7 protein-coding genes are annotated in these 14,637 nt (G+C 34.6%); 5 read left to right on the top strand and 2 right to left on the bottom strand.

Annotated elements, in window-relative coordinates; all coding sequences use genetic code 11:
- Positions 1-3 precede the first annotated feature (3 nt).
- From FOF46_RS15325 to FOF46_RS15305, 5 genes are all read left to right on the top strand, one after another.
- On the top strand, positions 4-1,842 hold the full coding sequence (locus tag FOF46_RS15325; protein ID WP_143917066.1) for an immunoglobulin-like domain-containing protein: 1,839 nt from the start codon (positions 4-6) through the stop codon (positions 1,840-1,842).
- Positions 1,843-2,001: 159 nt separating this feature from the next.
- Complete coding sequence (locus FOF46_RS15320) at positions 2,002-2,634, top strand: hypothetical protein (protein WP_143917065.1); 633 nt, start codon at positions 2,002-2,004, stop codon at positions 2,632-2,634.
- 299 nt (positions 2,635-2,933) lie between these two features.
- The gene (locus FOF46_RS15315) at positions 2,934-4,574 is read left to right on the top strand and encodes a tetratricopeptide repeat protein (protein ID WP_143917064.1); all 1,641 of its coding nucleotides are present in this window, start codon (positions 2,934-2,936) and stop codon (positions 4,572-4,574) included.
- Between the two features lie 296 nt (positions 4,575-4,870).
- Positions 4,871-11,302 carry a BspA family leucine-rich repeat surface protein gene (locus tag FOF46_RS15310; RefSeq protein WP_167571860.1) on the top strand — a complete coding sequence of 2,144 codons (6,432 nt, stop codon included), beginning with the start codon at positions 4,871-4,873 and terminating at the stop codon, positions 11,300-11,302.
- The gene (locus FOF46_RS15305) at positions 11,299-11,982 is read left to right on the top strand and encodes a hypothetical protein (protein ID WP_143917062.1); all 684 of its coding nucleotides are present in this window, start codon (positions 11,299-11,301) and stop codon (positions 11,980-11,982) included. Before FOF46_RS15310 ends, FOF46_RS15305 begins: the two co-directional genes overlap by 4 nt.
- Positions 11,983-12,084: 102 nt before the next feature.
- On the opposite strand, the gene FOF46_RS15300 is transcribed toward FOF46_RS15305, so the two are convergent.
- Positions 12,085-13,320, bottom strand: a complete 1,236-nt coding sequence (locus tag FOF46_RS15300) for a hypothetical protein (protein WP_143917061.1) — start codon at positions 13,318-13,320, stop codon at positions 12,085-12,087.
- Positions 13,317-14,624, bottom strand: coding sequence for a WD40 repeat domain-containing protein (locus tag FOF46_RS15295; RefSeq protein ID WP_143917060.1), 1,308 nt, complete (start codon positions 14,622-14,624; stop codon positions 13,317-13,319). The genes FOF46_RS15300 and FOF46_RS15295 overlap by 4 nt, the downstream gene beginning before the upstream one ends.
- Positions 14,625-14,637 lie beyond the last annotated feature (13 nt).

Raw genomic sequence — 14,637 nt, 5'->3', positions numbered from 1 at the left:
CAAATGGATGCTACGGCGAGTTTTGCGATTTATTGTGATTTAACCTATATCGCAGATGCCAATTTTGAAAATTACCTAGAAACGCATGATGCCGATGGAAATGTAGTTGTTCTTGGAGACGCTGCAAGTATGGGGAATGGGATTGCAAATGACAATCAGGTGTATACTGAAAAAATAAATAACGTAGTTGATTTAGATATAAGTAGTCTTGATATTTCAGATTTAACAGGAATTGAAGGCTTTGCTGCTCTAGAATCATTAAATGTAGATTACAACGATTTAAATTCGTTAGACCTAAGCGGTAATACCAGCCTAAGAATTTTGGATGCTGCAGAAAACGATTTGATTTCACTAGATTTATCTGGATATACGGCCCTTGAAGAAGTGCAGCTGAGATCTAATTCTTTAACCAGTTTATTGGTTGATAATAACTCTAATCTCAAAAAATTAAAAGCAGGAAAAAATGGTTTAACTTCTTTAGATGTTAGCTCATGTGTGCAATTAGAAGAACTTGCTGTTCATCAAAATCTACTCGAATCTTTAGATGTCAGAAATGGAAACAATAGTTTAATTACTGATTTCTTTGTACTATATAACGATAACCTTACATGTATTCAGGTAGATGATCCTACTGCAGCGTATTTAAGTAGTTGGGAAAAAGATGATATTGCCAGTTTTAATGATGATTGTATAGTTCCTGTTATCACCTTAACCGGAGCTAATCCACAGACTGTGGAATTGGGTACGGCATATACTGAGTTAGGAGCTACTGCGGATGATGGAAGTACCGTATTGATCGATGCGTCATCTGTAAATACAAACCTGTTAGGTCAATACACGGTTACCTATGATGCTACCGATGCATCGGGTAATATAGCAGTACAAGTAACCAGAACCGTTGATGTAGTAGATACCAATGTACCTTTAATCACCTTAACAGGAGATAACCCACAAGAGATAGCCTTAGGATCAAGTTATACAGAATTAGGAGCCACTACCGATGATGGAAGTACAGTGATCATTGATGCCACCGATTTTGTAGATGCTGTAGGAAGCTATACAATTCGCTACAACGCTACCGATGCTTCGGGCAACGCTGCTGTTGAGGTGACCCGAACAGTCAATGTAGTAGATAACTGTCCGTTAGTAAGCTTGCCAACCGATAATTTTACCATTATTACATCTGGTGAAACCTGTACCGATAAAAATAATGGGATGATTAATATCCTTGCTGCTACTGAATTAGAGTATACCACTACGATTAACGGTACAGATTACAGTTTTACGTCATCTTTAGAAGTGGAAGACCTAGCCCCTGGTATGTATCCGATTTGTATTGGAGTAAATGGTTTTACGAATTGTGAACAGTGTTTTGAAGTAGTGATCGCAGATGCCGAGAACTTAGCAGGAAAAACAGAGTTAATTACCGAAGAGAGAACGGCAAAAGTAAATGTTGAAGTAACCACAGGTACTGCACCCTATACAGTAAAAATCAATAATGAGATAATAGGAGAATATACAGTAAAGAACTTCATTGTCGATGTACAACATGGTGATGAGGTAGAGGTTTCTTCAAGTGTAGATTGCGAAGGGGAATTATCAACTAAAGTGAATTTGATCAATAGGCTAAGCATCGCACCAAACCCAACTCAGGGAGATGTTACACTTTTTATCCCAAATATTGAAGTAAATCGTATACGAATATCCTTATACAATGTCCTTGGAGTCCAGGTTTCTTATAAAGAATATAAGATTACATCAGGACAAGTAGTAGTATTACCGCAAGGGATCTATTTGATCACGATTAACGAAGGGAAAGCATTTAAAATCATAAAACAATAAAGAGATAAACCTTATACACTATCAAATATAAATATGAGTTTACAATAAATAATTTCACGGTTTAAGGGGGGCAGATAAAATAACAAACTAGTTAGTTTTGAGCATTAGTTTTAATGTAAAAACGAATCTGATTTCTAAAATAAACTTACATTATTTATAATGAAAAAAACAATACTGTTTTTAATCTATCTCCTTTCAATAACAATTCATGCTCAAGAATCTGAATTGTTAGGAAGATGGCAACTGACAAAAATTGATGATATAGATGCAGAGCAGGAACACATTTTTCCGCCATTATTAGAATTTTTACCGAATAATAAAATAATCATCAAATTTAGAAATCCTGTTTTTTGGAAGTATGAGAATGACACTATTTACATTAAAAACAAAGAACACGAAAAATATAGAAATAAGATGACAGTGTTGGGATTACATAAAAATACATTAATTGTAAAAAACTACAGAGAAGAGAAGTTAGTATTTAGAAGATTAGAGAAAACAGAAAAAAAAGACATCTACGGTATTTGGACTGTAAAGGCAATGAAGAAAGGAACAAAGTTTAATACAGCTTTTAAAGAAAATACGCAGATTCATTTAACACGTGATAACAAAGCACTGATTAGTCTGCAAGGAGAAACAAAGCATTTTTATCAAAAAACATGGGATATTGATTTAAAAGAAAATATGTTTTTATTGGATAATAATGATTCCCTTAAGATTATACATCATTCAAGATATTATTTGTTATTTAGTAACCATAATGATGCTAAAATACTCTTAAAGAAAAAATAAAAAAATCTTGCTTAGCTATATTTTAGAATATTAAACCATTCAAGCATTTGAATGGTTTTTTCTTTTTGCGATAAACGGTACAGAGGTTTTAGTAACAGTGTGTTAAAATACAGTACTACAGTGTAAAATGAATGTTGCAACCCTTTTGCCACCCCATCCCCTCTTATACTATTTTTTATAGACTGTTACTGTTTTATCTTAAGAAGTACATAAGGCTTTCAAAAAAGTTTCATTACGATTATAAAAATAATATGATGTATTTTTGGGAAAAGAGTATCTAATTTCCAAAAAACGATCTGTTGAAAACCACTTTTGTATATATAAGTATCTTATTAATATCATGCACTGTTTTTTCACAATCACACGATAGTCTTACTACAGAATTAAAACATAAAATCGAAAAAACTACCAATGATTCGATCAAGATTGGGTATAAAATTGAATTGGCAAAACAATTGCTTAAATCTAATGTAGATACCACAAGAATCATTATTAACGATGTCTTAAATATTATCAAAGATAACGAAGGAAATTACTTTCAAAGTCGCAAAGCAGAAGCACTGAATTATCTCGGTATATTAGATAGTAAGCAGAGTTATGTAGAAAAAGCACTTAGCAACTACTTAGAAGCACTTGATATAACTTATAGCGTAAAGGATTCTGCGGGTATTGGATTATCATTACATAATCTGGGTATGTTTTACAGACGTCAAAAGGAGTTTAGTAAAGCCAAAGAATACTTAAAAAAAGCGATAATCGTTAAGGAAAAACTGAAAGATGTCGAAGATCTAGCATTATCCCGTCATATGTTAGCACTCACATACTACAACAATGAACAGATGGATTCTGCTAGATATCATATAGCTGTTGTTAAAGAGATGCCGTGTTCAAGTGTTCGTAAATCAAAAGCTAACGGCACTTTAGCCGCAATATATTTTAAAGAGAAAAAGTATGATCAATCGATCGATATATATAAAGAAAATATTGAAATTTCTAGAGATATTAATGATCAAAATGAATTGAGTATAAGTTACTTGAATGTAGCAGTATTATATAATGCGCTAAAGCAATATGAGAGCGCTGTTCCTTATCTTGATAGTGCCATTGCTGTTGCAAAAAAACTAAAACATAAAGAATTGTTATTGAAGCAGTATTACAGTAGAAGTAATCTAAACGAAACTCTAAAAGAATACGAGCAGGCACTACAAGATTATAAGGTCTACAAAATGTACAATGATTCTATCAATGATATTGAAAAAGCAAAACGGATTACAGCTTTAGAACTGAATTATCAATTTGATAAAGAAAAACAGGCGAGTGAGTTAAGATTAGAAAATGAAACCTCAAAGAAACAATTGTACCTATTACTTTTTGTAATCGCTACCATTATGGGAGGTATTATTTTTTGGTTAACCCGAAAAAATGCAAAGCATCGATTAGCATTATCAAATAAAGAGTTAGAAAGCGAGCAATTAGAAAAAGTAAAAGCAGAATTGGCGCTGGTAACCCGAGAAAAAGAACTAAAAAATGCGGTTATTGAAAATTCACTACGTCAAGAAATACTAAGTAGTACCTTAGGCGAAATACGAGATATCATCAAACTAAGAGATGAACAAGAACGTAAAACAGCATTGCATTCACTTTCTGCTTCATTACTTTCTGAAAAAGCAACGAAAAGAACCACCACAGATCTACAATCGTATCTCAACGAGGTAAGCCTCGATTTTAAAGTGATTCTCGATAAAAACTTTTCACAATTAAAAGAAAAGGAAAAAGAGCTGTTATGTCTAATGACCTTGGGGCTTAATGCCACCGAAATTAGTAAACTACAAAACAATACAGTTTCAGCTATTAAATCTACACGTTCCAGAATCCGTAAAAAATTAGGAGTCGATTCTAAACAAGATATTATTGAGTTTATCAAAAACTTTGAGATATAGCATACGAACCCTGAGCCTGTCGAAGGGTGTTTTTAAATGTACTTCTAGAATATATGTTACGAGTTCATCATATCGGACTTCGAGAGCCTCAGCCCTTGATACGTATGGACTTTGAGGTACTCGAAAGGTCTGATATAGTAATCATAGAAAAAGGGAAAAAGTAAAGCTGCAACGCCCAAAAACAACTTTTTGCAACCCTTTTGCAACCCCTATTTTCTTTGCAACCCTTAAAATCCTGTTAATTTTGCACTCGATTTTAAGAATGTATGATCAATTCTTTTCTAAAAGCCCCTTATATGAAACACTTTTACATTACCTTATTTTTTATTGTTAGTTTTTGTACTGCTGGTTTTGCCCAAAATGAATTCATTACGACCTGGGAAACTACAACCGCAGATGAAAGTATTACCATACCCACTACCGGATCTGGATATAATTATACCGTAGATTGGGGAGATGGCACTATCGAAACTGGATTTACAGGAAACGCTACTCATGAGTATGCAGTAGCTGATATTTATACCGTAAAAATCACTGGAGATTTCCCTAGAATCTATTTTAATAATAATGCAGATTCCGACAAAATTCTAACCGTTGAGCAATGGGGAAATATTGCCTGGACTAGTATGGAAAATGCATTCAACGATTGTAAAAAACTAAGGATAAAAGCAACAGATGCTCCGGATCTTTCAAGGGTAACTAATTTGCGAAATGCGTTTAGAGCGTGTCAAGCATTTAGAGATGAAGATTTTTCAAACTGGGATGTGTCTAACGTCACCAATATGCCTTTTGTTTTTTTTGCTTCTAGTTTTAATGGAGATGTAAGTACTTGGGATGTAGGGAGTGTTACCAATTTCATAAGTACGTTTGCTATCTCTCCATTCAATCAAAATATTTCTAGTTGGAATATCGGAGAACGTGTTACTGGAACGATAAATATGGGAGGTATGTTTCTACGAGGTCGTCAATTTAATCAAAACCTGGGGAGTTGGGATATAAGCAAGGTTTCAAATATGAACAACATGTTTTCACAGAGCTCTCTTTCTACCACAAATTATGATGCTACACTTATCGGTTGGGCTACACAAGATCCAGGAGAAACGATACCTTCTAATATCAGTATCAGCTTTGAGGGAAGCCAATACTGTCTCGGAGCTGATGCTAGAAATACGCTAACCGATCCTACCGGATTAAATTGGAGTATCACGGATGATGGTGTTGCTTGTGCTTCAACAGATTTTTTTATTACCACTTGGCAAACTACTACGGATAATGAAAATATTGTAATACCCACAACCGGATCTGGATATGACTATAGCGTGGATTGGGGAGATGGTACCATTGAAACTGGATTTACAGGAAATGCCACTCATGAGTATACTACTTCTGGAACGTATACAGTAAGAATTATAGGAGATTTCCCAAGAATTTACTTTAATAATTCAGGAGATAAAGACAAAATTTTAGAGGTGAATCAATGGGGTTCTATTGCTTGGAATGGTTTTAACGATGCATTCTCTGGTTGTTCTAATCTAGATGTCATTGCAACAGATGCTCCAGATCTTAGTAACGTGACTTCCGTATCAAGGATGTTTAGAGAATGTACTACATTGGGAACATCTTCTATGCTAGATTTTTCAAATTGGGATACCAGTAGTGTAGTCGTCTTCGGTGGTATGTTTAGAAATGCATCCAATTTTAATAGTACATCTATTACTAACTGGGATGTAGGAAAAGCTACAGGTTTTGTACTAATGTTTGAAAATGCCATAACATTTAATCAAGATATCAGTAATTGGAATATAGGAGAAAATGTTACAGGGACTGTTAATTTGGGGAGTATGTTAATAGGCGCCGAAAATTTTGATCAAAATTTGGGTGCCTGGAATCTAGAGAAAGTAACCAATATTAGGAATATGCTAAATGATACTGGACTTTCTACCGCTAATTATGATGCTACCTTAATCGGTTGGGCAGAAAACAGTAATACACCAAGCGGATTAGATCTTGGAGCATCTAGTCTTACCTATTGTTTAGGAGAAGCTGCTAGAAATATATTAACAGATGCTGGCAGGTTAAATTGGACTATTTCCGATGGAGGATTAGGTTGTGCTGCTACAGATTTCTTTGTTACTACCTGGCGAACAACTTCCTCAGAACGAAGAATTACCATTCCAACCACTGGAGGTGGATATGATTATACAGTGGATTGGGGAGATGGTACTATAGAAACTGGATTTACAGGTAATGCATCACACTCATATGCTACTCCAGGAATCCATACAGTTAAAATTATTGGTGATTTCCCCAGAATTTATTTTTTCATTGCTGCTAGTAGAAATAACATCCGGTCTATAGAGCAATGGGGAACGATTTCTTGGACGAATATGGAATTCGCTTTCGCAGGATGCGAAAATTTGGTTTTGAACGCTGATGATGTCCCTGATTTATCTTTGGTAGAAGACCTTTCTTCAATGTTTTTGGGAGCTTCAAACTTTGTAGATAACAAAGATAAAATGAATTCTTGGGATATTAGTAATGTTAGAGATTTAGAACAAATGTTTGAAAATGCAGTTAGTTTTAATGAGCCTTTACATAATTGGGATACGAGTAATGTGGAAAATATGGATTTCATGTTCTTTTTAGCATCAAGTTTTGATCAAAGTTTGGGAGATTGGAATTTATCTAATGCATTTTCATTATTGAATATACTTAACTTTTCGGGCATCTCTTCAGAAAATTATGATGCCACCTTAATAGGATGGGCAGAACAAGGTCCTGGAGATACTATCGTACCTAGAAGGGGGTTAGGCACGATAAGAACTTCTTATTGTCTAGGAACCGATGCAAGAAGGATCTTAACATCGGCGCCTCATAATTGGAGTATCACCGACCAAGGACAAGACTGCGATTTTACAAACGCTTTTGTTACCACTTGGCAAACTACAACCGCAGATGAAGATATTACGATACCCTCCACAGGAGCTGGATACAACTATATCGTAGACTGGGGAGATGGAACCGCAATTACTTCAGAAACAGGAAATGCAACACACACGTATACCTCAGCAGGGGCGTATGAGGTTAAAATTATAGGTGATTTTCCAAGAATTTACTTTAATAATTCAGGGGATAAAGACAAAATTTTAGCCGTGAATCAATGGGGTGCACAACAATGGACTTCTATGGAAAATGCATTTTATGGATGTTCTAATTTGGTATTAGACGCTACAGATACACCAATACTATCACAAGCAAATAACGTATCTAGGATGTTTAATAGTGCTATTTCGTTGGTAGATACACAAGATGTGATGAATACATGGGATGTAAGTACCATCACAACTATGGAGAGAATGTTTGCCGATGCTGATATGTTTAATGAAAATATTGCGTCTTGGAACGTTGGAAATGTTCAAAATTTCTCAGTGATGTTTGGTGGAGCAGATAATTTTAATCAAAATGTAAACGACTGGAATATAGGAGCGTTTGTAACAGGAGCGGTAAATATAGATTTTATGTTTATTGCAACAGCTTCTTTTAATCAACCATTAAATAATTGGGATGTGAGTAAAGTTAATAGGTTTAACTATACATTTTCAGGGGCAGCTAAATTTAACCAAGACCTATCAGATTGGGATATCAGTAGTGTCAATTCAATGCTTGGTATGCTGGATTACTCAGGGATGTCTATAGAAAATTATGAGGCTACTTTAAAAGGTTGGGCAACAGATACTAGTGGAAATGTAAGTGACGGTATTGATGATATTCCTACTGGTGTTAGACTTGGTGTTATACAATTGAAATACTGTGCCGTTGAAGAAGGTAGAAATATATTAACCAATACACTTAATAATTGGAACATTATTGGAGATGTTTTAGACTGTGGTTTCGAGGAAGGGTTTATTACCACTTGGCAAACGACAGCCGCAGATGAAACTATTGTGATTCCTACCAGAGGAGACGGATATAACTATAGTGTTGCTTGGGGAGATGGTACAGAAGATATCAGTATAACTGGAGATGCTTCTCACACCTTTACAACACCAGGAACATATACCGTAAAAATCAAAGGAGATTTTCCAAGAATTCGTTTCAATTCGAGTATCGTAGATAATCAAAGTAAAATACAAACGATCGAACAATGGGGTACCCAGAAGTGGGATACTTTTACAAGTGGTTTTAATGGATGTGTGAATTTAAAATTAAATGCAGATGATGTGCCGGATTTATCGCAAGCTACACAATTGTCTAGTATGTTTGAAGGTTGTACCAATTTTGAAGACTTAAAAGATAGGATAGGATCTTGGGATGTATCGACGATAGAACGTATCGACAGTATGTTTACAAGCTGTAGTATTTTTAATGAAGATATCAGTGCGTGGACATTTACCAATTTGTTAAGAACAGATTCTGTTTTTGAGGAAGCTTTAGCCTTTAATCAGAACATTTCTAATTGGAATATGGCTACAGTTATGGATATGGCGTATATGTTTTATGATGCAACTGCTTTTAATCAACCTATTGGGAATTGGACATTAGGAACGGTGGAATATATGATGGGAATGTTTTCTGGCGCTACCACTTTCAATCAGGATTTAAGCAATTGGAATTTTAGTCAGGTTCAGGATATAGAAGAATTGTTTTCAGGAGCATCATCTTTTGATCAAGATTTATCCAATTGGGATATTTCGAATGTGACTAATATGGCTGGGATATTTACAGGCACAGCTATGTCTCAAGAAAATTATGATAATACCCTAATCGGATGGGCAACACTAGAAGCTGGAGAAACGCGAATCCCAACAGGTTTAACTTTAAATGCTGATGTGGCACATTGTTTAAGTGTAGATGCCATAAATACACTGACCAGCTTACCATATAGTTGGATGATCAACGATGGTGGAAAGATTTGTCCAGAAGATGCTTTTATCACTTCGTGGTTATTAGAAGATAATGATAGAATTACGATTAGAACCACTAGTGGATATAATTATAGATTTAATATTGATTGGGGAGATGGTACTAAGGATACCAATGTAACCACAGATATTTCACATGTGTATACCACAGCAGGAACTTACGAGGTGTCAATAACAGGTGAGTTCCCAAGATTTACGTTGCTTTTTAGATTTGGTAAGACGTTAAGAACTAAAATTCAAACCATTGAACAATGGGGAAATATACAATGGCGTAGTTTTAGAGATTCCTTCAATGATTGTGAAAATTTAAAACTAAACGCGGATGATACCCCAGATTTATCTCAAGTTACCGAGTTATCCAGGATGTTTGAGAAATGTACCAACTTTGAAGATTTGAAGGATAGGATGGGATCTTGGGATGTATCAACGATAGAACGTATCGATAATATGTTTACAAGCTGTAGTATTTTTAATGAAGATATCAGTGCATGGACATTTACCAATTTGTTAACCGCAGAGGCTTCTTTTCAAGAAGCAGTAACATTTAATCAGAATATTTCTAGCTGGAATATGGTTACAGTAATTGATATGGAAAATATGTTTGATAATGCTTCATCTTTTGATCAGAATCTATCATCTTGGGATATTAGTAATGTAGAAGAGTTGGATAACATTTTTACTGGTTCTGGAATGTCTACAGAAAATTATGATAAAACCTTAATCGGTTGGGCAACCTTAGAAGCCGGAGAAACTGAAATCCCTACAGGTTTAACTTTAGATGCAGATGCAACATTTTGCTTGGCTGAAGCAGCAAGAGATACTTTAACAGGTTCGTTGTATAATTGGATCATCAATGATGGTGGATTTGGTTGTCCAACACCAGTGATTACACTCATAGGAGATAATCCTCAAACGATAACATTAGGAGATATGTATACAGAGCCGGGAGCAGAGGTAACGCATGGAGCGGTACTAACGATCGATATTTCTGACGTGGATACAAATTTACGAGGAATGTATTCTGTGACTTATAATGCTACAAGTGCCTCTGGTGAAATAGCTGCTCAAGTTACTCGAATCATCAATGTCATAGATTCTTGTCCGATTGTAAATTTACCAGAGAACAATTTTACGTTGACTACTGCTAGCGAAACCTGTACTGATAAAAATAATGGTATGATCTCGATTAGTGCTACTGAGCCATTAAACTATATCGCTACCATTAATAATGAGGCATACAACTTTACCTCAAATCTTGTAATTCCAGATCTGGCGCCAGATACATATAACTTCTGTATTGCTATTGATGGAGTTACCAATTGCGAGCAATGTTTTGAATTGACTATAGAAGAAGCTGCTGTGGTAACTGGTAAGACTACCTTAGATTCAAATACCATGAATATTGAAATGGCATCTGGTACGGCGCCTTATATGGCTATGATTAATGATAAGGTAGTAGGCGAATATACTAGCAATACTTTTGCTGTTAAGGTTCAACATGGCGATGTATTAGATATAGTTTCTAGTCTGGCTTGCGAAGGCAAGTTATCAGCCAGGGTTGATTTGTTTGATAAGATTACAATTACTCCTAATCCTACGCAAGGAGATGTGATCCTAACGGTTCCAAATGGAGGAGAGACGATGAATGTTACGATTCATAATACATTGGGTATGATGGTGTCTTCAGGAGTGTATAGTATCATAAACAGTAAAGTAAACTTACCTATGGAAAGTTTATCTGCAGGGATTTATTTTGTCCGTATTGAAGGATCAGTTTCAGAACCATTTAAAATTGTAAAACAATGAGAAATTTCTATATAGTAGTATTAAGTTCATTATTTCTATTTTCCTGTAGTGGAGATGATAATACGGTAACCCCCATACTAGATACTGTTCCTTCGATACCCAGTTTGGTATTTCCTACCAACAATTTGGTATGTACTAATTTTAACCTGGAGTTTGATTGGAGCAGAGTAGTAGATGGCGATGGTGATTCGATACAATATACAATAGATATTGCGGCCGATAATACCTTTACTCCTGTATTATTCACAGCCACTACTACAGAGACAGTCAATACTTTTACTTTAGAAAAGGGAACTACTTATTTTTGGAGAGTAAAGGCAACCGATAGTGCGGGTAATGATAGTGGTTATTCTGATATACAAACATTTTTTACAGAGCCCGATGCAGGAGTCAATACTATCCCAAATGCTCCTGTAGTATTAAGTCCTTCATTAGGAGAGCGAGTATCAGGAACCAATATCACTTTGGATTGGGATGCTACAGACGAGGATAATGATCCTTTGACTTTTGACCTTTATTTTGGAGATACGAATCCACCTGTTTTAGTTTCAGAAAATATAAATGTTTCAACATTTGATGTGATTGTCTCAGCCAATACCACATATTATTGGAGAGTTGTGGTTAAGGATGATAAACAAGGAGCTACCATTGGTCAGATATGGAATTTTAGAACAGAGTAAATTAAAATATTGATAAGGAAGGTAAGGGGTCCGTAACTTTTATCGATGCTAAGAACCACTCAAATACTCGGGTGGTTTTTTTGAATATAAAAAAATATAAACCTAAGGTATGCCATATACTTTGATGTGCTTGTCACTTGTATATCCATCAAACAAAATAGCAAGCTTTGTCCCATCCTCACTTAGAACAAATTCATTAAACTTATCCTTAATTTTATCTATGTAGCCAACAATCTTCCAACCTTTATGAGTCTTACGATATATATAAAGTGTATATAAATCATTATAGGTATCTCTAAAATTAACTTTACTAGTTAGTAATGTTTTGCCATCCTTACTTAGACCTAAATGATAATTGTCGAAAAAAGTATCAGGAATAAAGTTATCCTGCTTTATCCAAGTATTGTTTTCTAACGTATAAAACGAATAGTTATATTCCTGTTTTCTTGAATGAGAGAATATAGTAATTGATTTTCCATCGTTACCAATATGAGCAGAAATTCCTAGATTATGATATGGAAATTCTCCATCAATATCATTGCCTACTTGTTGCCAGTCGTTATTAAGGAACTTAAAAACCTTTACTTTTCCGGCGCTAGGTCCATTGTCATAATCATGAGGATTTGCTACAGTAATAATAGATCCATCTTTATTGATATTTACACTATCCCAAAATAAAGAATTGAAACCAGAGTAAATGGTTTTCTTTTTAACATTGATTTTATGGCCTTTCTTGATCCAGCCATGATTCGTCCATGAATAGAGTTGTAGCTTTACTTTATTATTCGCATTAAGGGCCTGAAAAACTCCTAAAGTGTTACAATCTCCACTTAGCGCAGCAGTATAAAGATCTTCATTTTGTGGTTTTTTAACGAGACTACTATCGTTATTCACCAGAGCCCAGGTTTTATTTTTAAGATCAAAGGTTCGTACTTTTAATACATAATTATCAAGATTTGCTATTACGATTCGATTGGCATTACCATTCATTTTATAATTCTGTCCATAGGTAAAATAACTAGTGTCTTTATTTTTATTTCCAAAAGGAGACCAAATCGTATCACGAAGTTTAAATGTAGCTATTTTTTTTGGCCCTACCGTAGAGTCTATTTCTTTAAATTGATCAGCAATGGCAATAGTGTTAGCATTAAGACTAATATTCATTTCTCTAAAAGGGCTATTATTATATTTGGAATATAATGTTATAGAATTTCCTAAAGATTTCCATTTGGGAGTATTTTCTTTTAATGGAGAATTCATATCGGCACATGATATAATGAATATCATAGTGATTGATAATACCATCCATTTTTTTATAATGCCTGGTATTCTAATCATTTGAATTTATTTTTAAAGATTTTTACTTCGCCATAGGTGAGATTATCCTCATCCATGGCGCTATTGCCTACAATAATTATAGAACCATCATTATTTATTGCAATCGAATTATCAAACTCTTCATATGCTCGTTTTAATTCAATTTTCTCTCCGTACAACTTCCAATTATTATTTACCAATTCAAAAGTCGATACAAAATTTGCATCTTTTCCTGATTCTGCTGTATCTCCTCCATAACTTGTTACTGCCAAACGATTACCTGATGCATTTAACATAAGTTGTTCTCCAAAACGTTCTAAATCCGTTCCATAAATAGTATTTCCTACTTGTTTCCATTCGTCAATACTATTAAGACGAAATACTTGTATACAACCAATAAGTAAAATGTTTCCGCGCTTGGTTTCATTCGAGGATTTGGAGATTTGAAAATCTTTATATCCAATGGCAATGATTGACCCGTCATCATTTATTGAAACTACATCTCCTATTAGAGAAATTTCGTTATAGAGGTTATGGTTCATTTTGATTACATTTCCTATTCGAACCCATTGATTATCAATTAATTTGTAAGTGATAACGCCTCTTTCTCCGTTACCAGTTGTGTTTAGAATTAATGTTCGACCATCGCCGCTAAGTGCTATTGATTTTCCGATTTGATTTTCATGAAATGTATTGTTTGTGTATTTAAAAGACTTTGTTGTCCCTAGAATACGATCACCTAGTAATTCCCAAGAATTATGTACTGTATTTAATGTATAAATAGAAACGCTACTGCTTATGTCGCCGGTTGATTCGTGATGAGGAGCTCCTATTGCAAGTGTTTTTCCATCTTGACTTAGACTAATGTCATATCCAAATTCGTCATAAGCTTTTGATCCGTTAAGATTTTGACCCAATTGAATCCATTCTTTTTTATGATATTTAAAAACTCTTACCTGTCCAGAATTTTCGCCATTGACATCACTATGCATAGTTCCTATTGCTAAGATGTTTCCATTGGCATTTATATCTAAAGTACTTCCAAAATGATCATATGTTTTTAACCCCTTTATGTCTTTTCCGATAGTTGTCCATGTATTTTCTTTATTTTGAAATACCCTGACATGACCAGAACCAATACCGTTACTATCATTATATGGTGAACCAATTGCGATAATAGAACCATCATCATTTATGGCAGTAGCCATACCTGCAAAATCCCCAGGAGCTTCTGAGTAAATATCATTGCCGATTTGTTTCCAATCACTACAAGAAAAGCATAGTATGACTATACTTATGTAAAGAATACATATTGATTTTTTCATTGGGGTGTACAAC

This window comes from Aquimarina algiphila, assembly GCF_007489275.1.
In the GTDB taxonomy this organism is placed as follows: domain Bacteria; phylum Bacteroidota; class Bacteroidia; order Flavobacteriales; family Flavobacteriaceae; genus Aquimarina; species Aquimarina algiphila.
Note: the sequence above shows the minus strand (reverse complement) of the source record. Positions and strands in the feature narration are given on the sequence as shown.

Bases quoted from the DNA above. Each gene is read 5' to 3' on its own strand.
- FOF46_RS15325 (WP_143917066.1), top strand. From the start codon at position 4: ATGGATGCTACGGCGAGTTTTGCGATTTATTGTGATTTAACCTATATC.
- FOF46_RS15320 (WP_143917065.1), top strand. From the start codon at position 2,002: ATGAAAAAAACAATACTGTTTTTAATCTATCTCCTTTCAATAACAATT.
- FOF46_RS15310 (WP_167571860.1), top strand. From the start codon at position 4,871: ATGAAACACTTTTACATTACCTTATTTTTTATTGTTAGTTTTTGTACT.
- FOF46_RS15305 (WP_143917062.1), top strand. From the start codon at position 11,299: ATGAGAAATTTCTATATAGTAGTATTAAGTTCATTATTTCTATTTTCC.
- FOF46_RS15300 (WP_143917061.1), bottom strand. From the start codon at position 13,320: ATGATTAGAATACCAGGCATTATAAAAAAATGGATGGTATTATCAATC.
- FOF46_RS15295 (WP_143917060.1), bottom strand. From the start codon at position 14,624: ATGAAAAAATCAATATGTATTCTTTACATAAGTATAGTCATACTATGC.